We start from the raw sequence: 20,363 nt of genomic DNA on the forward strand, positions 1-20,363 counted from the left end.
TCCTAAACGTATTGGCAGGTGAATCAAGCGCGAATGTGATAGCCCGCATCCACGTAATGCGTCATTCCGGAAAGTGCCGCACCAGAACGTGCCGCTAGATACACCACGGCATTACCGACATCTTCTATCGTCGCCAAGCGTTTGAGGGGCGCGCGGTCTTCGGTGTCTCTAGTCAGCGCTTCAAACTCTTTCAATCCCGACGCCGCTCGGGTACGAATCACCCCCGGGGATATCGCATGCACCCGGATACCTTTCGGCCCCAGCTCTGCCGCCATGTAGCGAGTCGCGGCTTCCAGCGCCGCCTTGACCGGGCCCATCAGGTTGTAGCTATCCACCACCTTATCAGCACCATGATAGGTCATGCTGATCAAACTACCTCCGTCCTTCATCAAAGGCTCGGCCAGTTTGTTCATCCGCATAAAGGAATGGCAGGAAATATCCATCGCTTGCAAGAAGCCATCGCGCGAACAATCCACTACCCTCCCATGAAGGTCATCAAGCGGGGCAAAGGCAATGCAATGGATAACGAAATCGACCCTTCCCCAACGTTGATCGGCACGCTCGAACAGAGCACTTAGTTGCTCATCTTGCTGAACGTCGCAAACCACAAGTTCGGGATCGCCCATATCGGATAATAGTGGCGTTACGAAGCGTTTAGCTTTGGAGGAAGCGCAAGTCACAAGCATTTCCGCTCCCGCTGCATGGAGTGCCTTGGCACAGCCGTAAGCGATACTGTCTTCATTAGCCAGGCCGGCGACGATGCCCACCTTTCCTTGCATGGAAAAAGGATGAGAATTCAAAACGGAGACTCCTTTCATTGCTTGCAATGGGCAGTTTACGCTGCGATGCAACAAAGCCTAGTAAAGTCTGTGGGAAAATGCATGAAATCGTCAAACTTGATTTATCGCTCTCAAGGGCTGTAGTACTATCAAGCTTTATGCTGGGCAACGCTTGGCGTGCTGAATCCGGGTTATTTAGTGCCTTATTCTGACTATATTATAGTGACATTTGCCACTACCTTTGCAGTCATCATTGCTGTCTTGTTGCATTACGAATCGCTTCTTCTCTTATCGAGCGGCATAGAGAATTCAAAGCGTCCTCATCGACAGCGCATTTTATCAATGGTCTTTGGCGTCTTGCTCCTTCATATAGGAGAGATCTGGCTATTTGGCTTTACGGGATGGTGGCTGACGGAAATAGCCGGAATCGGTCAACTCGCTGGCTATGAAACCTTCATATTCATCGATTATGTGTTCTTTTCCGCAGTGAGTTACACCACTGTGGGTTACGGTGAGATATATGCACTAGGCCCGGTGCGCTTCCTGTATGGCACGCTGGCGTTGACAGGCTTTGTTCTCATCACCTGGTCTGCATCCTTTACCTTTATCGAAATGCAGAAACACTGGAAATTCAGAATTCCACCCCATCATTGAGCCAAGCTTAATTCCCCAAGGAATTTCTATTGTGCTAGAAGCCGTCTCCCTCTCCTTTGCCTTCATATTCGGCATTCTCGTTCGTCAGATCGGCCTTCCGCCTTTGGTGGGATTTCTAGCCGCCGGCTTTGCGCTCAATGCTTACGGCCCGCTTGTCGGCTTGCCCAGTGACGCCGGTCCTATTCTCGAACATGTCGCCCACCTTGGCGTGCTGCTGCTCCTGTTCACGGTTGGCTTGAAGCTCAAGTTGCGCAACTTGATTGAACCCGTTGTGGTGGGCGGAGCTTTGATTCATTTCATTCTGACCGTGGGCGTTTTTACGGCCGGATTTATCTGGCTGGCCGGAATAGCAACCGAAACGGCCCTTTTACTGGGCATCGCCCTGTCCTTTTCCAGTACCGTGCTTGCGGCCAAGGTTCTCGAAGCCAAGCGGGAACTGCGTGCCTTTCACGGCCGGATAGCCATCGGCATTCTGATTATTCAGGACTTGATTGCACTCGCGGTACTCAGCATCGCTGGCGGGCAATCACCGACTATCTGGGCCTTGTGGATTTTCGCCTTACCCCTATTACGCCCTGTGCTGTATTGGCTGATGGATATGGCCCGACATGACGAGCTGCTGGTATTAATGGGCGTCGTGCTTGCCGTGTCAGTAGGTGGCATGGGGTTTGAAGTTGTTGGGTTGAGCTCTGAAGTGGGTGCCTTGGTGATGGGTGTACTGCTGTCCAATCACCCCCGTGCTCAGGAGCTTGCCCAGTCACTCTGGGGCTTGAAGGAAGTCTTGCTGATCAGCTTTTTCCTACAAATCGGCATGACCGGATTACCTGATACTCAGGCATTGCTCTTCGCGCTTGTAATGGCGTTGATTTTGCCGCTCAAAGGCCTGTTGTTCTATTTTTTACTAATCGCTTTCAAGGTACGCTCACGCAACGCCTTTCTGGGCGGCCTGACTCTCACGGCATACAGCGAATTCGGGCTTATCGTTGCTTCCGGCGTGCTTGAGCAATGGCTGGTCCCTTTGGCCATTACCGTCGCTGTGTCTTTTGTTATCGCCGCTCCCCTGAACCGCTTTGCCCACCCACTGTTTGACCGACTTGAAAACCATCTGATGCGTACTGAGCGTAAGACGTGCCACCCTGATGAGCAGCCAGTTTCCCTCGGTACCGCTACCGTTATGGTATTGGGCATGGGACGAACGGGGTCAGCTGCCTATGATTTTTTCCATGAACATGGATTAAATGTCGTCGGTATCGATGCCGATCCCAATAAAGTTGCAAAACAAGAGACGCACGATAAGCGACATGTCTTGTATGCAGATGCCGAGGATGTCGGCTTCTGGCATGGGCTGAATATTTCGCAGCTCAGTGCCGTCACCCTGGCCACACCCGATCTGGAAGGCAAGCTCATGGCAACCCGCCAATTACGCAAGGCGGGGTTTACCGGGACCATCATTGCAGGCACCACTTACGAAGATGAGGCGGATGTACTGATAAAGGCGGGAGTCAACCAGACCTACTTGATAATGGCAGGTGCGGGTATCGGCTTGGCGGAAAGAACCTTGGAAGCACTGCAGCGCCCCTAAAACCGATAACCCACGAGCCTGGCACGCTAACGCGGCGCGAGTGGCTTAGCTTCTTCCGCCGCATCGGTACTTTTTAGGCTGTTTTTTAGCTCATGTCCTTTAGCCCCGTTCTTCTAACCCGTGTTGCGCAGTCCGGCGGCGATGCCCGCCATGGTCACCATCAGCGCCCGGGAAAGGTCGGCGCTGATAACGCCATCGGCATCGCGGTTGCGCTGTAGCAACTCCGCCTGCAACCCATGCAGCGGGTCGATATAGGGGTTGCGCACATCGATTGCCTGACGGATCAACGGGGTATTTTCCAGTAATCTTTCCTGTTGCAGCACATCCAATACCGCCACTTCCAGTTGCGTGAAGCGCTCACGCAGCCTGGTGCCCAATGCCTTCAGGGCCGGCTCGTCAACCAGACGATGCTCATAGTAAGCGGCGATGCTCACATCCGCCTTGGCCAAGAGCATTTCCAGCATATCCAGGTAAGTGCCGAAGAACGGCCAATGGTTGCGCATTTCCTGGAGCACTTCCCGCCCTCCGGGCTGCTCCAGTCGGCGGGTAAAGGCTTCGCCACTGCCCAACCAGGCGGGCAACATCAAGCGAATCTGTGTCCAGGCGAAAATCCACGGAATCGCCCGCAAGGTTTCCACTCCGCCCTCCTGGCGACGCTTGGTGGGACGCGAACCCAACGGCAAACGGCCCAGCACGCCTTCAGGCGTGACCGCCCGGAAATAGGGCACAAAATCCGGATCTTCGCGTACCACACCCACATAAGCCCGATGCGCCACGCTGGCCAGTTGGTCCATTTCCTCGCGCCATTGAGGTTCGGGCGCGGGCGGGGGCAATAATGTGGCTTCCAATACCGCGCAGGCATAGATTTCCATGGAGCGCAGGGCGATTTCAGGCTGGCCGAACTTGAAGCGGATCATCTCCCCTTGCTCGGTCACCCTCAGGCTGCCATTCACCGACCCCGGCGGCTGGGAAAGTATCGCCGCATGAGCCGGGCCGCCGCCACGCCCCACGGTGCCCCCCCGGCCATGGAACAGGGTAAGGTCCACGCCATGCGATTCACACACAGTCACCAGGGATTCCTGAGCACGATATTGCGCCCAGGCGGCCGCTAGCTGGCCGGCATCCTTGGCCGAGTCCGAATAGCCGATCATCACTTCCTGACGATCGCCTATCAGGGCACGATACCCCGGCAATGCCAGCAATCTATCGATGACCGCTCCCGCATGGTCCAGGTCGTTGAGCGTCTCGAACAATGGCGCAATCGGCAGGCTGACATCTCCGCCGACTTCCTTCATCAGCAGCGCTACCGTAAGCACATCCGACGGCTGGGCCGCCATCGAGATGATATAGGTACCCAAGGCTTCGCTATGCTCCTGGGCGATGACCTTGAAGGTGTCCAGCACCTCACGAGACTCGGCCGAACACTCCCAGCGCCGCGGGATCAATGGCCGGCGTGAGGTCAGTTCATCCAGCAGAAACGCCTGACGCTGCTCTTCATCCCAGTCGCGATAATGCCCCAGCGCCAACGCTTCGGTCAGCTCTTCCAGCACCTGGGCATGGCGACTGGCTTCCTGGCGCAGGTCGAGTTTGGTCAGGGTAACGCCGAACACCGCGACACGGCGCAACGTATCCAGAAGCGCACCATTGGCGATGGTGTCCAGGCCTACATCGCACAGCGAGCGGTAACAGGCGAGAAGCGGTGCATACAGCTTATCCCGGGTTTCAATGATGGGGCCGCCAGTGTGGTTGGTACCGTCCAGCTTGGCCTTGGCCCAGTCACGCGTGGCCTCCATTCGCGTCAACAGACGCTTGAGGATTTCGCGGTAAGGCTCGGCTACATCGCCCGCCTCCGCCTTCAACGCACTATTGGCCTTCCACATGGAGAGCTCGGTCTTGAGCTTTTCCAGGTCGCGCAGATACAGATCCGCCGCCATCCAGCGTCCCAGCAACAAGACTTCACGGGTGACTCGCGCCGTGACGTTGGGGTTTCCGTCACGGTCACCGCCCATCCAGGAGGCATAGCGCAGTGGCGCAGCATCCAGCGGCAACCGCTCACCAGCCGTCTCAAGCAGAAGATTATCCAGATCGCGATGAAAATCCGGTACCGCCTGCCACAAGGAGTTTTCGATCACCGCGAAGCCCCACTTGGCTTCATCCACCGGGGTGGGCCTTTCGTGACGAATCTCGTCGGTGTGCCAAGCCTGGCTTATCAGCTCTTCCAAACGACCCTGGGCGCGTGTTCCACGCTCGGGATAATCCTCCGAGCCTTCGATAGCCGAGAGACATTCATCTATCGCATCGTATTTTTGGATCAAGGTGCGGCGAATGACTTCGGTCGGATGCGCGGTCAACACCAGCTCGACCCGCATGCTGGCCAAGGTTTCGACCAGCTTGCGCGGGGACTTACCCGCCTCGCGGGCACGCGCCAAAAGCTCGCCTAACACCGGTTGCGAGCCCGGCTTGTAATCCTCTACCCGGCGAAAACGTGCCCGATAGTGCTGCTCGGCGATATTCGCCAGGTTCAAGAACTGGTTGAAAGCGCGGGTAACCGGCAAGAGGTCCTGTTCGGGTAACTGGCGTAGGTAGTCGATCAGCTCACGTTGATGCAAGACATCGCCCTGGCGCCCTTTCTTGGCATGGGCGCGAATGGCTTCGATCTTGTCGACAAACCCCTGACCCAGGTCGTCGGCAATGGTACGCCCCAGACTGTCACCCAGAATACGGACGTTATCACGCAGTGATTCGTGCAGGTCGTGACTCATGGCCAGCGGCCTCCTTGAAAAAAGTCGGATAAATCAGCTTCCATCGACCTCGCCGGTCTTGGCGGCTTGCCAATGCTGCTCCATGCCCAAAAGCCCGGCCTCTTGGGGTGTTTTTCCTGTTTGGTGCAGGCACTTTTCCACATAACGAAAGCGTCTTTCGAACTTGGCATTCGTGGCCCGCAGGCACTGTTCCGGGTCGGCCTTCAAGGTGCGCGCTAAGTTGGTCACGGCAAACAGCAAATCTCCCACCTCTTGCCGAGCATGAAGGTGATCACCTGCGGCCAGGGCTTCTTCGACTTCCGCGAGTTCTTCACGGATCTTGGCGATCACGCCCTGGCTGTCGGGCCAGTCGAACCCGACCCGGGCGGCACGCTTGGAAAGTTTTGCTGCCCGGGAAAGCGCGGGCAATGCCAAGGGGACGTCGTCCAGCACGGAAGGCTGCTGATGTTCAACGCCACGTTCAGCACGCTCTTCGGCCTTCAATGTCTCCCAGCGGGTAGTTACCTGGCGCGTTTCGACATCAGCCGCGCTTACTCCTGCCGGACGCCGAGAGCTCAAGGTGCCATCGGGAAATACATGCGGATGACGGCGTAGCATCTTGGCGGTCAGGGCATGCACCACGTCATGAAAATCAAACCGCTGCTGCTCGGCTCCGAACTGGCTGTAGTACACCACCTGAAACAGCAAGTCGCCGAGCTCGGACGGCAGCTCCTCAAAGGCACGCCGCTCTATGGCATCCGCCACTTCATAGGCTTCTTCCAGGGTATGCGGCACGATCGAATCCCAGTTCTGGGCGACATCCCAGGGGCAGCCCTGGCGAGGATCACGCAGTGCTGCCATCAGGCTCAGAAGATCATCCAGAGTATAACGAGGGTAAGACATCATGAAAGTCCTTTGCCGGCTTGCTTGGCGGGTTCGGTGGCATTGCGCAAGCGTCGTACTTCGGTCACGTTGGGTAACTGCTGAATACGCGAGAACAGCCGCCCCAAGGTTTCCAGGCCATCCACTTCCAGCGTGATCCCCACCCTGGCGATACCTTCCTGGGTATCGGTCAGGGTATTTACCGCCAATACATTGACCTTGTCGCTGCTCAGCACACCGGTGACATCGCGCAACAGCCCGGAACGATCCCATGCCTGTATCTCGATATTGACCGGGTAGCGGGAATGTGCTCGCTCCCCCCATTCGACCTCGATGATGCGTTGCGGCTCATCCAGGCGCAATTGCAGAATATTGGGACAATCCTGACGATGAATGGTCACCCCGCGCCCTTGGGTGATGAAGCCGACAATCGCGTCACCCGGCACCGGACGGCAGCAGTTGGCCATGCTGGTCTTGAGATTTCCTACGCCCAGCACGGTAATGTCACTCTTGCCGGTCTGGCTTTTGCGATGTTTGGGCTTGGCCAGCAACCGGTCCAGCTGTTCCTGGTCATCGGTTTCCCCAAACAGGTGCTGGGCCTGATTGAGCACCTGCCCGATACGCAAATCCCCGGCGCCCAAGGCGGCGTACATGTCATCGGCACTCACGTAGTTGACTGCTTTGGCCAAGCGCTTCAAATCCAGACCGTCGACGTCCAGGCGTTTCATTTCCCGTTCGAACAGCACCCGGCCTTCTTCCAGGTTCTGGTCGCGGGCCTGGTGCTTGAACCAGGCCTGGATCTTGGCCCGCGCCCGGGAGGTACAGACGTAACCCAGGCTGGGGTTGAGCCAGTCACGGCTGGGACCTCCTCGTGTGGCATTGAGGATTTCCACCTGCTGGCCGGTCTTGAGCTTGTAGGTCAAGGGCACGATGCGCCCATTGACCTTGGCGCCACGACAGCGGTGGCCGATTTCGGTATGCACCCGGTAGGCAAAATCAATCGGTGTCGCGACATGCGGCAGGTCGATCACATGCCCATCAGGGGTGAACACATAGATACGGTCCGAGGTCACATCGCTGGAAAGCCCTTCGCGCAAGTCAGCGTAATCGCCGATTTCATCTTGCCATTCCAGCACCTGACGCAGCCAGGCGATCTTTTCCTCGTAGCCGCGGCTCTTAGTGTTGGTGTCATGGCCCTTGTAACGCCAGTGCGCGCATACCCCGAGTTCAGCCTCATCGTGCATGGCAAAGGTGCGAATCTGGATTTCCAGCACCTTGTTTTCCGGCCCCATTACCGCCGTGTGCAAGGACTGATAACCATTTTTCTTGGGGTTGGCGATGTAGTCGTCGAACTCGTTGGGCACATGATGCCAGCGCGAATGCACGATCCCCAGCACCGTATAACAATCGGTCACTTCCGGCACCAGGATACGTACCGCGCGAATATCGTGAACCTGGGAGAAATCGATGCCCTTACGCTTCATCTTGCGCCAGATCGAATAGATATGCTTGGCGCGGCCGTCGATGTCGTAGTCATGAATATGCTGAGCTTCCATCAGCTGCTTGAGCGTTTCCACGACATCGTTGATGTAGTGGTCACGATCGAGACGCTTTTCCGCCAACAGCTTGGCAATCGTCTTGTATTCGGCTTCATGCAGATAGCGAAACGAAAGGTCTTCCAGCTCCCATTTGATTTGCCCGATTCCCAGGCGATGCGCCAGGGGGGCGTAGATATCGAAGACCTCCCGGGCCACCTGCAGACTTTTTTCCCGGGGGGCATCCTTCACCTGACGCAACGCACAGGTACGCTCGGCAATCTTGATCAACGCCACCCGTACATCGCTGATCATGTTGACCAGCATCTTGCGCAGATTTTCCTGCTGATTATGCTGGCTCATGCCATGATTGGAGGTCTGCGGATAGCTGATGGCGGCCATCTGCAATACTCCTTCGATCAGGCTCGCCACTTCGCTACCGAAGCGCTTTCCGACCACCTCCAAGGTGGCTCTCTCCTCGCGCACGGCTCGATAGAGTACAGCCGCTTCCAGCGTCGGCTGATCCAGCTTCAACCCCGCCAGAATATCGACCATTTCCAGGCCCATGCGGAAGCTCGAACCCGGCGACAGCCAAGTGCGATGCGTTTGAGGCGCTTCCAACTCAAGCTGTTGCGCCCATTCACAGGCCTGCGCCAGCCGATCCGGCTCCTTCAGGCGCACCTCTTCCTGAACTCGCGCCAACCATTGCTGGACGTCCACCTTACCGCTCGCTGTCAGCGGCTGTTCGTCACGCACTTTAACCATATTGGCTGTCAACCATGTCGATGCTCGAATAACACCAGCGTTTCCATGTGCGCGGTATGCAAGAACATATCCGCCACGGCTACCTCAACGACGCGATAGCCTGCTTGCACGAGTTGTGCCGCATCACGTGCCAAGGTGGCAGGATCACAGGAAACATACACCACTCGCTTGACCGGGTGGCGACCCAGCGCTTGGCAAACGGTCTCCGCACCGCTGCGTGGCGGGTCCAGCACCACGGCATCCAATCGTCGCTCGGCAAGCAAGGCCGCCACCGCCTCGGGCTGGTTCAAGTCCGCTTGCATCGCGGCTACCGCCAAATGGTTAGTGTGGGCATTGGCGGTGATTCTCGCCACCATGGTGGCACTCCCTTCCACCGCCTGTACGGCGGCACCGGCAGCGGCCAAGGGCAAGCTGAAGTTACCGATGCCGGCGAATAGATCCAATACCTGCTGATCAGGCGTAATCGCCAGCCATGCCAACACCTGGGCAATGACCTTCTGATTGACCTCGGCATTGACCTGAAGAAAATCGCCCGGGGCGAAGGCCAGCGTCAAGTCATCGTGGATATCCTGCAGAACCGGGGGTGCACCATACCAGTTCAGTTCAGGTGCCTCCCGCCCCAACAAGGTGCCCAAGGCCACTGCCTGGCTATCGGCGAAGGCCTGCCAGCGCGCTTTATCCGCCGCATGCTCGCGCAGTTGCCTGACCAACACCACACAACTGTCTTGGGTGGAGATAAGCTCGATATGGCCCACATGCCGAGGCGCTTCAAGCTGCCCCAACAGCCCATGCAATGGCGCCAGTAGTGCCTGTAATGCCGGCACCAGCACCATGCAGGTATGAATATTCACCAGGCGGTGCGTGTCCTTGGCCCGAAATCCCAACAGAACCTGGCCATGGGAGTCGACCTTAACGCCCAAGCGCGCTCGGCGCCGGTAGGCTTGCGTCTGGGTATCCAGTGCCTGAATGGGCCTGTCCAGTGCCACACCTTGGCGGGCGAACAGTTCGCTGACCACCTGCCGTTTGTGGGCACGCTGGGCATCGATGCTCAGGTGCTGCAAGTCACAACCACCGCAGTGGCCGAAATGCGCACAGGGGGGCTCGATTCGTTGCGGCGATGCCACCTCGATCGCCTTGAGGTGGGCCTCATCGAAACGCTTGCGCGTGCGATGTATCGCTACCTTGACGGTTTCTCCGGGTAGGGCCTGATCCACGAAAAGCGTCTTTCCGGAAGCCAGATGCGCCACGCCACGTCCATCGTGGGCCAGGCGCTCGATAGTGACGCGATTGTCTTCCTCAGCGGGAGACGCCTGCGCAGAAGATGCAGCGGGCGAACGAGCCAAGCCCGAATGCCCCGAATGACGCCGTGATGGGCGCCGTTTGCCAAGCATGGCCATTAAACCTCCGGGGCAAAAAGCCCGGTTGACAGATAGCGGTCGCCGCGGTCGCAAACGATGAACGCAATGACGGCATTTTCACATTGTTCGGCAATGCGCAATGCACCGGCCAGGCCGCCCCCCGACGAGACCCCGGCCAAAATACCCTCTTCACGCGCCAGGCGGCGCATGTGCTCCTCGGCTTCCTGCTGGCCGATATCCAGGGTGACATCCACCCGAGGGGCTTCGAAAATCGCGGGAAGATAGGCTTCTGGCCATCGCCGAATACCGGGAATGCTCGCCCCATCGGCGGGCTGCAACCCGACGATCTGAATGGCGGGATTCTTTTCCTTGAGATAGCGTGAGACGCCCATGATAGTGCCTGTGGTGCCCATGGAGCTGACGAAGTGCGTCACCCGACCTTGGGTTTGCTGCCAGATTTCCGGGCCGGTGGTGCGGTAATGCGCCAGGGGGTTATCCGGATTGGCGAACTGATCCAGCGGCTTGCCTTCACCTCGCGCAATCATGGCATCCGCCACGTCACGCGCTTCCTCCATCCCGCCTTCCTTGCTCACGCCAATCAGCTTGGCACCATAGGCAGCCATCGCTTGCTTGCGTTCACTCGAAGCGTTTTCCGGCATGATCAACACCATGCGGTAGCCCTTGATCGCCGCCGCCATGGCCAGAGCGATACCGGTATTGCCCGAGGTTGCTTCAATCAAGGTGTCTCCGGGCGCGATGTCACCTCTCGCCTCGGCTTCAGTCAGCATCGAAAGTGCCGGACGATCCTTGACCGACCCCGCCGGGTTATTGCCTTCCAACTTGGCTAACAGGGTATTGTTACGCCCTGCACTGATTCGCTTCAAGCGCACCAGCGGCGTATTGCCGACCACATCTTCCAGAGTGGAAAAATCCATAACGCATTCCTTCTAGTGACCATTGTGCTGCATTATATCGACGCCGGTGCAGACTGGACAGGCACACCATTTGAATATTGAAGGCGCACCCATGTCACTCAACACTCGACTCCTGCTTGCCTTGCTGGGCATTCCATTGCTGGTCTACGCCCTGATGGCGACATTGCTGGTGATCAAGGACCATCATCAGTCGCGTCAAGCCTTGCAGTACCGACTGGAGAGCGCAGGCAACTTATTAGCTCCGGAACTGGGCAATGCCATCCTGGCGCAAGACAACCAGCACATGAAAGCCACGGCGCGTCGTTTACTCGAACGTGAAGGGCTACTTGCCGTGACCCTCTACGACGCTGAGCACAACCGTTTGCTCTCCTTGGGCCGACCCACGCTACCCGCTCCCGAGCAGGCCTCGTCGATAGCCCCGGGATTAGCCACCGAACAGAACGTGTGGCGCCTGCAGGTACCTCTTGAACCAACTCAGGCGATATTGACCAATGACAACTCCCCTGCTGCGGCCCAAGGCTGGCTGGAAGCACAATTCGACACCCGTAACCTGACACTTCAGCGCTACCAATTGATAGCCAGCCTGAGCTTGGGCGGCCTGCTGCTGGGGCTGTTCCTGTTCCTGGTGGCTTTCACTCTCAGCCGGTACGTGACACGCCCCCTGGAAGAGGCCAATGCCATGCTCTATCGCCTCACCAAGGGCGATTATCGCTATCGACTGGCATCACCGACCCCGCCTGAGCAACAGCGGCTGGCTAATGGAATCAATGCCTTGGCCACTCATCTTCACCAAGCGCAAGTGGATATGCAGACCCAGATAGAACAGACCACCAGCGAGCTGGAAGAGTCCATGGAAACCATCGAAGAACAGAATATAAAACTGGACTTCGCGCATCGTACAGCGGTGCAGGCCAATGCGGTCAAGTCAGAGTTTCTCGCCAACATGAGCCATGAAATCCGCACCCCACTGAATGGTATTATCGGTTTCTGCCGTCTACTGGGTCGCTCCTCCCTGGACACGCGCCAACGCGAATGGCTGCAACACGTGCATCGCGCCTGTGACAACCTGCTGATGTTGGTCAACGATGTTCTCGATTTTTCCAAGCTTGAAGCCAACCAGCTCACACTCGAGCAGGTCGATGTGGATATTGTCGCCCTGGTGGATGAAGTACTGGGTTTACATGCACCGGAGGCCCAGCGCAAGCAGCTCAATCTGCTGGCCTTGGTCTATGACGATATTCCCACCCCTCTCAGTGGCGATCCCCTGCGCATTCATCAGGTTCTCAGCAATCTGATAAGCAATGCCATCAAGTTCACCTCAGAGGGCGACGTAGTCGTCCGGGTGATGCTCGAAACCCATGAAGAGCAGCGTCTGATGTTACGTGTCAATGTCAGCGACACCGGCATCGGCCTGAGCGATGCCCAACAGGAACAGCTATTCAAGGCATTTTCTCAAGCCAAACCCAGCCACAGTCGCCATTTTGGGGGCAGCGGACTGGGGCTGAGTATTTGTCGCCAATTGGTAGAGCGGATGGGAGGGGAGATCAGCGTAATGAGTCAGCTCGATCAAGGCGCGACATTCTCTTTCGCCCTGCCGCTTCTAGCTCATGCCGCTTTAGAGCGCCCTCCTGAGCTGATATTAAGCGGGCAACGGATATGCCTTCACGAAGCGCACACCCTCACTCATCATGTCTACGAACATCTACTGAGACGTTGGGGGGCTGAGGTCTCAAGCTTGGCCGCTGTGGAATCGGCCTCACTGCTAGTGATTGGATTAAGTAACGAGACACTCTCCCGAGAGCAGCAACAACGCTGGCAAGAAGCCATCAACAATGCCGCTTCTCCCGCCTTGGTATTGGTCAACCTTACCCCCTTTGAACTTCCCTCCTTCACGCTGCCGCATGGCGGGGAGATCATGTGCAAACCACTTCCCCGAGCAAAGCTGGCTGCTGCCGTCAAACGCCACCTGGTTACCGCTCCGCTAACGCCATCCAAGCAAGACACCGCATTGACCACGCCTCATCAAGCACAGCCCTTGCAGCTGCTAGTCGTGGATGACAACGCGCCCAACCGTCAACTTCTCAAGGCACTGCTGACAACTGATGGCGTAACGGTAAGCTTGGCGGAAAGTGGCGAACAGGCATTGGAGTTTGCCCGTGGCAGACTATTTGATCTCGTGCTGATGGATATTCGCATGCCGGGCATGAATGGCGTGCAGACCACCCAGGCTTTGCGACGACTGGGCAATGGCTGGGCCAGTTGTCCGATTGTCGCCGTTACCGCACACGCCATGTTGCCCGAGCGTCAGCAATGGCTGGCCGATGGCCTGGATGAGGTGTTGATCAAGCCCATTGATGAAACTCAATTACACCATTTAGTCCAACGCTTTCTAGGCGCCGCCCAACCCGACCTCTTGCCCTCGCCCTCTTCACGGGCCCAGGCTGGGTTACCCACCCCTCTCCCATCACGCCTGGCCGTGGTTGATCTGGCACTCGGCACCCGTCTGGCGGGAGGCCGGGAAAGTATTGCTCGGGAGCAACTCCGCGGCTTGATTAATAGTCTCGATGACACGGAAGATGCCATTCGACACGCCTATGCCGCATCAGACGCGGCCGCTCTGTTGGATGCCGTGCATGCACTTAACGGTGCGAGTCGCTATTGTGGCGCACCGGAATTGGCGCTGTTGGTGGAAACCCTGGAAACACGCCTGCGATCAGGCGGCATCGAAAGTGCTGCGACGTTACTCGACGATCTTTATTCAGCCATGACGCGGCTACGCGCTCAGGGGGACGACTTATAGCTCCGTAGCAGTGATAACGGTGCGACTAAAACGCTCAGGGCGCGCATTCCAACACCACGAACGCCAGAGCATAGGCATCTTCATCACTCAAGGAAAGATGGCAGCCGGTAATACCGGCTGCCTGATAAAGCACCTCAGCTTGGCCACTCAGCTGAAGACAAGGCTTGCCTCGGTCGTCATTGACTACCTGAATCTCGTTCCAGCACATGCCGTGGCGCAAGCCGGTACCCAGCGCTTTGACAAATGCCTCCTTGGCAGCAAAGCGTTTGGCCAGAAAGGCCGCCGGTGGCACCTTGTGAGGATAGTACGCCTGTTCGAGAGGTCCCAGAATACGCCTGGCGAAACGTGAGCCGTGGCGTTCAAGGGCCAGGGAAAAGCGTTCTATCCGGGCAATGTCAGAGCCGATGCCACTAATCATCGTCGCGCTCAGTGATCGTGGTCGTGGTCGTGGTCGTGAACTTCAAGCGAGGCCACCAGACCGGCTTCCTGACCGGCAATGATCAATCGCTTCATCTCGCGTACCGCTTCTTTCAATCCCACAAACATCGCACGCGCGATGATCGCATGACCGATATTCAACTCATTGAGGCCGGGAATCGCGGCAACCGCTTCCACGTTATGGTAATTCAGCCCATGGCCGGCATTAACCACCAGTCCCACCGCTACCGCATGAATGGCGGCATCGCTCAGACGATGATATTCCTGGATAGCGTCTGTGCTACCCACCACAGCTTCAGCATAGGCACCGGTATGCAATTCAACGGTCGGTACCCCAAGGCGGGCGGCGGCATCGATCTGTTCAATGTCAGGGTCGATAAACAAGGACACATCACAGCCGGCGGCCTTCAAACGCTCACAGGCACAAGCCAGGGCATCGAACCCACCGACGACATCCAGCCCGCCCTCGGTGGTCAGTTCTTCACGTTTTTCCGGTACTAGGCACACGTGCGCCGGGCGCAAGCTTTCAGCCAACGACAGCATCTCTTCGGTCACCGCCATTTCCAGATTCATGCGTGTGGCCAATATCTCAGCCAACAGGTGCACATCACGCGGCTGGATGTGGCGCCGGTCTTCGCGCAGATGCACCGTGATGCCGTCGGCACCCGCCTCTTCGGCTAACATCGCCGCCTGGACAGGGTCCGGATAACGCGTCCCACGTGCCTGACGCAACGTGGCGATATGGTCGATATTGACACCTAAAAGAATACGTGGGGGATGCATACAAACTCCTTTTTAAGTGGATTGATGACGGCGTCGGGCCAGTGCCATCATCAGCTCGCGCGAGCGTAGCGGGCGGGCGCCTAACAAGGGCGCCAACGCCGCCCGCATCACCGCCTTGACCGGCCCTGCCAGGCCCGGCACTTGCCAGTCTCCCTGGGCAACCAGCCGCAACGTGCGGCCATCGATACCGCGAGAACCGGGAATAAACGCTCGGCTGACGGGCTCGAACCGATAACGCACCGGCATATCCAGGGCGCCACCGTCCGGGGTCGTGAAACGGGGAGTAGCGTCTAGAGCATCAAGCAAGGCAAACTCATAGCGACGCAAAGCCGGCGCCCGTTCGGCAGGCACCGGCAATGCTTCGAGTAGCGCTGAATAAAATGCAAACACTTCGGGGACCGGCAGCTCGTTGGGCAGCAGTCGAGTGGCTAATTCATTGGCATAAAACCCGCAAAGCAAGCCCTCTCCCACCAGTAACGCTGTCTGCCCCCGCGATTCCATCACTACCAGACGCTTGAGTTCATGCTTGCCTTGCCAGCTCACATACAGCGGCGTGAATGGCTGCAAACGCTGACGGCTACGCGAGCTCGGTCGCTGAGCGCCTCGGGCTACGGCGCGTATGCGCCCCTGGTCGAGAGTAAGAAGATCCACCAGGGCGCTGGTTTCCCGATAGGGTCTGCGATGAAGCAGAAAAGCGGGCTCCGGTTGCATGCGATACCTCGGTCTTGAGCCATACCTCAGTCGAGGTCGTAGCCCAAACTCTTGAGGGCACGCTCATCATCCGACCAGCCGCGCTTGACCTTGACCCAGAGATTCAGCATCACCTTGGTATCCAGCGCGCGCTCCATGTCCAGACGCGCTTCACGTCCAATACTCTTGATCCGCTCACCATTCTCGCCTATCAGAATTATCTTCTGCCCTTGGCGTTCGACTAGAATCAAGGCGCTGATATGCGTGACACGCTCGGTTTCTCGAAACTCCTCGATTTCCACGGTCATCTGGTAAGGTAGCTCATCGCCTAACTGACGCATGACTTTTTCACGTACCAGTTCCGCGGCCAGAAAGCGCATGCTCTTGTCGGTGATCTGATCTTCCGGGAAGAAATGCTCGCTTTGCGGCAGGTGCTTGGCCACTTCTGCTTCAAGCTCATCGACATTGGTGCCGTGCTTGGCGGAAATCGGCACGATCGCGGCAAAATCGCGTCGTGCGCCCACTTCAGCCAACCAAGGCATGAGACCGCTTTTATCGGTCAGGCGATCCACCTTGTTGACCGCCAGGATCACCGGTGCCTTGACGTGTTCAAGACGCGCAAGGACAGCTTGGTCCTCCTCCGACCAGCGGGTGCGGTCGATGATGAAGACCACGCAATCTACATCACGCAATGCCTGGGTGGCTGCCTGGTTCATGAACCGATTGATCGCCTTATTGCGATCCTTCGACATGATGTGCATGCCCGGCGTGTCGACGTAAATGAACTGGGCGTCTTCCTGGGTTTTGATGCCTCTGACCTGATGCCGGGTCGTCTGGGGGCGGCGCGTGGTAATCGACACCTTTTGCCCCAGGATACGGTTCATCAACGTCGATTTGCCTACGTTAGGACGTCCAACGATCGCCACGAATCCACAGGTCTGCGTCATTGCTTGTCTCCCTTGCTGGTTTCCAGGTGCAAGAGGGCATCCTCGGCAGCCTGTTGTTCAGCATGGCGGCGGCTCGGCCCCTTGCCGGTGGTGTGCTCGTCGAGCAGGTCAATATAGCATTCCACTGTAAACATCTGGGCGTGTGCCTCACCTTTCACTAGAACCACGTCGTAACGCGGCAAACCGGCTTGACGCGACTGCAGAAATTCCTGCAGCCGGGTCTTGGGATCTTTCTGCGTATCTTGCAGGGAAATATTTTCCAGACGCTCGGCGTACCAGGCCAGTACGCGCTCTCGCACACTGTCCATGCCCGCATCCAGATAGATAGCCCCAATTATTGCTTCGACGGCATCGGCGAGAATCGATTCTCGCCGATGCCCACCGCTTTTCATTTCGCCGGAACCCAGGCGCAAACACTCACCAAACGACATTTCACGCGCCAGTTCCGCCAAGGTCTGGCCTTTCACCAGACGGGCACGCAAGCGCGACAACTGACCTTCGCGAGCTTGCGGAAAACGTTGGTAAAGTGCTTCGGCAATCACGAAATTGACAATGGAGTCTCCTAGAAACTCCAGGCGCTCATTATTACGTCCCCCAAAGCTACGGTGGGTCATGGCCAGTTCCAATAGCGCATCATCGCTAAAGGTATAGCCGATTCGTCGGCAAAAAGGGGTTAGGGAGTTACTCACGGGGCTCCTGGGTCATTCTCGACAATAAAAAAGAGTGAAAAACATAAGCGATCATTGTATGCGTCGCACGCTGGTAAAGCTGGGCAAACCATCATCCCAGTGCATCCAGACAGCAAAGGCACGGCCAACAATGTTGGCTTCCGGAACCACGCCCCAGTAGCGGCTATCGTTGGAATGGTCACGATTGTCACCCATGGTGAAGTAATGCCCTTCAGGCACTACGATCTCACGCATTTGCGGGCCGGGATCACGCGGGTTGTTATAAATGTTGTGAGGCGTTTCATCGAGAAACTCTTCAAGTAATAATTCACGCGGCGCCAGCGGCGGACCTTCTTCCAACAACTGCTTGGGGACCGGCTCACCGTTGATATATAGCTGTTTGCCTTCATAGCGAATCCGGTCTCCCGGCATACCGATAACGCGCTTGATAAAGTTGACCGAAGGCTGGTCGGGGAAACGAAACACCATCACATCGCCCCGTTCGGGGTCACCGACTTCCAGGATGCGAGTATGCAATACTGGCAACCGTAAGCCGTAGGCATACTTGTTGACCAAGATGAAGTCGCCTATTTCCAGCGTGGGGCGCATCGAGCCGGACGGTATCTGAAAGGGCTCCACGACAAAACTGCGCACCACGAGCACCACCAGCAATACTGGAAAGAATGAGCGCGAGTAATCGACCGGCCACGGCTCCTTGAGCAGTTTTTCCCGCGTGGGTTGATCCAGGCCTTCCGTGGTGGCCGTCTCGGCAATGGCAAGCTCTCGGCGACGCTTGGGACGCCACCATACAACATCGAGTAAATAAACAATCCCCGAAACGGCCACTGCCAGAACCAGAAGAAGTGAAAAATCCATGGTTGATGAGATTCCCTAGTCGTTGACCCTGAGTACGGCCAGAAAGGCGTCCTGGGGAATTTCCACCCGGCCGACCTGCTTCATGCGCTTCTTGCCAGCTTTTTGTTTTTCCAGCAGCTTTTTCTTGCGCGAGACATCGCCACCATAACATTTCGCGGTGACGTTCTTGCGCAATGCCTTGACCGTGGCGCGCGCCACCACCTGTCCGCCGATGGCGGCTTGAATCGCCACATCGAACATCTGGCGTGGAATCAACTCCTTCATTTTCTCGACCAGCAGGCGTCCACGTCCATGTGCATGGTCCCGGTGAATGATGACCGCCAGGGCGTCTACCTTGTCACCATTAATCAGTACGTCCAGACGTACCAATTTGGCGGCTTCGAAGCGCTCAAAATTATATTCCAGTGAGGCATAACCCTTGGAAATCGATTTCAATCGATCAAAAAAGTCCATGACTACTTCGCTCATGGGCAATTCATAGACCAGTTGAATCTGATTACCCAAAAACTGCATGTCGAGCTGAGTGCCACGACGCTGCTCACACTCGGTAATCACGTTGCCGACATATTCCTGAGGCACCAGGATACCCGCTCTCACCACCGGTTCTCGCATTTCGTCCACATCTGCCATGTCGGGCAACTTGGACGGGTTGGAAACGTAGACCACCTCGCCATTTTTCATGGCCAGTTCGTAAACCACGGTGGGTGCAGTGGTCAGCAGATCCAGGTTGTATTCACGCTCCAGCCGCTCCTGAACGATTTCCATGTGCAAGGTGCCCAAAAACCCCACCCGGAAGCCGAAGCCTAGAGCGTCGGAGTTTTCCGGCTCATATTGCAGCGAAGCATCGTTGAGGGCGAGTTTTTCCAAGGCATCGCGGAAGTCTTCGTAGTCATCGGCGCTAACCGGGAACATCCCCGCGTAGACTTGCGGCTTGATCTTCTGAAAGCCCGGCAGGCGTTTGACATCAGGCGTCTTGGTATGGGTGATGGTATCGCCCACCGGTGCGCCGTGGATTTCCTTGATACCCGCCACCAGAAACCCGACTTCTCCCGCCCGCAGAATGTCGGTCTGCTTGCGCAGGGGGGTGAAGATACCCACTTCGGTTGCCCCCCAGTCGCGCCCGGTGGAAACGATGCGAATCTTCTCGCCCTTGCGCAAGGTGCCGTCAAACACCCGTACCAGAGACACCACACCCAGATAGTTATCGAACCAGGAGTCGATGATCAGTGCCTGAAGCGGCGCTTCGGGGTCGCCCTGGGGCGGTGGAATATCACGCACCAGCCGTTCCAGCAGTGCATCGATACCGATACCGCTCTTGGCGGAGACCTGACAGGCATCGACGGCGTCAAGGCCGATAATTTCCTCGATTTCCTGGGCCACCCGATCCGGATCCGCCTGGGGCAGATCGATCTTGTTGAGCACGGGTAACACTTCAAGACCCTGCTCGACGGCGGTATAGCAGTTCGCCACCGACTGAGCTTCCACGCCTTGGGCGGCATCGACCACCAGCAAGGCCCCTTCGCAGGCATACAGCGAACGTGACACTTCGTAGGAAAAATCCACGTGCCCGGGTGTATCGATAAAGTTCAACTGGTAGGTGTGCCCATCCTGTGCCTTGTAATCAAGGGTGACCGACTGCGCCTTGATGGTGATACCTCGCTCACGCTCGATATCCATGGAATCAAGCACTTGCTCTTTCAGCTCGCGATTGGTCAAGCCACCGCAGGTCTGGATCAAACGATCCGAGAGGGTCGACTTACCATGATCGATGTGGGCAATGATCGAAAAATTGCGAATGTGGCTAAGTTTGCCTTTGGATGCATCGTGGGACATCGAATCTGTTCTACCTTGTCAGTTCACCACCGGCCAAATCCGACGGTCGGGGGTAATAGGTTCGAAGCTCGGAAAGGCTACCAGGGGATGGCGTCAC

General features: G+C 57.2%; 16 protein-coding genes. 3 read left to right on the forward strand and 13 right to left on the reverse strand.

Translation table 11 applies throughout. The features are described 5' to 3' along the window. Positions 1-23: 23 nt before the first annotated feature. The gene (fabI, locus tag GPM19_RS00700; RefSeq protein WP_227842035.1) at positions 24-800 is read right to left on the reverse strand and encodes an enoyl-ACP reductase FabI; all 777 of its coding nucleotides are present in this window, start codon (positions 798-800) and stop codon (positions 24-26) included. 156 nt (positions 801-956) lie between these two features. Between fabI and GPM19_RS00705 the strand changes: the two genes are divergently transcribed. Together GPM19_RS00705 and GPM19_RS00710 are read left to right on the forward strand one after the other, a co-directional pair. Next, positions 957-1,433, forward strand: a complete 477-nt coding sequence (locus tag GPM19_RS00705) for an ion channel (RefSeq protein WP_319928071.1) — start codon at positions 957-959, stop codon at positions 1,431-1,433. Positions 1,434-1,464: 31 nt separating this feature from the next. Further along, complete coding sequence (locus GPM19_RS00710; protein WP_160416977.1) at positions 1,465-3,015, forward strand: cation:proton antiporter domain-containing protein; 1,551 nt, start codon at positions 1,465-1,467, stop codon at positions 3,013-3,015. A gap of 113 nt (positions 3,016-3,128) precedes the next feature. Here the strand turns inward: GPM19_RS00710 and ppc are convergent, their stop codons facing one another. Genes ppc through cysM form a run of 5 tightly spaced genes read right to left on the reverse strand, consistent with a single transcriptional unit; the run spans position 3,129 to position 11,231 of the window. After that, a complete protein-coding gene (gene ppc, locus GPM19_RS00715; protein ID WP_160416978.1) occupies positions 3,129-5,777 on the reverse strand; it encodes a phosphoenolpyruvate carboxylase in 2,649 nt (882 codons plus the stop codon). Positions 5,778-5,810: 33 nt separating this feature from the next. Continuing rightward, complete coding sequence (gene mazG, locus GPM19_RS00720) at positions 5,811-6,659, reverse strand: nucleoside triphosphate pyrophosphohydrolase (protein WP_160416979.1); 849 nt, start codon at positions 6,657-6,659, stop codon at positions 5,811-5,813. Next, positions 6,659-8,938: a GTP diphosphokinase gene (relA, locus tag GPM19_RS00725; protein WP_160416980.1), complete on the reverse strand. Its 2,280-nt coding sequence runs from the start codon at positions 8,936-8,938 to the stop codon at positions 6,659-6,661. The genes mazG and relA overlap by 1 nt, the downstream gene beginning before the upstream one ends. Positions 8,939-8,946: 8 nt before the next feature. Beyond that, complete coding sequence (rlmD, locus tag GPM19_RS00730) at positions 8,947-10,335, reverse strand: 23S rRNA (uracil(1939)-C(5))-methyltransferase RlmD (protein WP_160416981.1); 1,389 nt, start codon at positions 10,333-10,335, stop codon at positions 8,947-8,949. After that, entirely contained in the window at positions 10,335-11,231 is an 897-nt protein-coding gene (cysM, locus tag GPM19_RS00735; protein WP_160416982.1) for a cysteine synthase CysM, read from the reverse strand. Before cysM ends, rlmD begins: the two co-directional genes overlap by 1 nt. A 91-nt stretch (positions 11,232-11,322) precedes the next feature. On the opposite strand from cysM, the gene GPM19_RS00740 reads away from it, so the two are divergent. Next, the gene (locus tag GPM19_RS00740; RefSeq protein ID WP_160416983.1) at positions 11,323-14,031 is read left to right on the forward strand and encodes an ATP-binding protein; all 2,709 of its coding nucleotides are present in this window, start codon (positions 11,323-11,325) and stop codon (positions 14,029-14,031) included. Between the two features lie 34 nt (positions 14,032-14,065). Here GPM19_RS00740 and acpS read toward each other — a convergent pair whose 3' ends face one another. The 7 genes from acpS to lepA are packed head-to-tail and all read right to left on the reverse strand — an operon-like array spanning position 14,066 to position 20,266. Next, positions 14,066-14,449, reverse strand: coding sequence for a holo-ACP synthase (acpS, locus tag GPM19_RS00745; RefSeq protein ID WP_160416984.1), 384 nt, complete (start codon positions 14,447-14,449; stop codon positions 14,066-14,068). An 8-nt stretch (positions 14,450-14,457) separates the two neighbouring features. Next, complete coding sequence (pdxJ, locus tag GPM19_RS00750) at positions 14,458-15,252, reverse strand: pyridoxine 5'-phosphate synthase (RefSeq protein ID WP_160416985.1); 795 nt, start codon at positions 15,250-15,252, stop codon at positions 14,458-14,460. A gap of 12 nt (positions 15,253-15,264) precedes the next feature. Then, a complete protein-coding gene (recO, locus tag GPM19_RS00755) occupies positions 15,265-15,963 on the reverse strand; it encodes a DNA repair protein RecO (protein WP_160416986.1) in 699 nt (232 codons plus the stop codon). A 26-nt stretch (positions 15,964-15,989) separates the two neighbouring features. Then, positions 15,990-16,889 carry a GTPase Era gene (era, locus tag GPM19_RS00760; protein WP_160416987.1) on the reverse strand — a complete coding sequence of 300 codons (900 nt, stop codon included), beginning with the start codon at positions 16,887-16,889 and terminating at the stop codon, positions 15,990-15,992. Beyond that, positions 16,886-17,578, reverse strand: coding sequence for a ribonuclease III (gene rnc / locus GPM19_RS00765; RefSeq protein ID WP_160416988.1), 693 nt, complete (start codon positions 17,576-17,578; stop codon positions 16,886-16,888). The genes era and rnc overlap by 4 nt, the downstream gene beginning before the upstream one ends. A gap of 51 nt (positions 17,579-17,629) precedes the next feature. Continuing rightward, the gene (gene lepB, locus GPM19_RS00770) at positions 17,630-18,433 is read right to left on the reverse strand and encodes a signal peptidase I (RefSeq protein WP_160416989.1); all 804 of its coding nucleotides are present in this window, start codon (positions 18,431-18,433) and stop codon (positions 17,630-17,632) included. A 15-nt stretch (positions 18,434-18,448) separates the two neighbouring features. Then, complete coding sequence (gene lepA / locus GPM19_RS00775) at positions 18,449-20,266, reverse strand: translation elongation factor 4 (RefSeq protein WP_160416990.1); 1,818 nt, start codon at positions 20,264-20,266, stop codon at positions 18,449-18,451. Positions 20,267-20,363 lie beyond the last annotated feature (97 nt).

The organism is Vreelandella zhuhanensis (genome assembly GCF_009793355.1).
In the GTDB taxonomy this organism is placed as follows: domain Bacteria; phylum Pseudomonadota; class Gammaproteobacteria; order Pseudomonadales; family Halomonadaceae; genus Vreelandella; species Vreelandella zhuhanensis.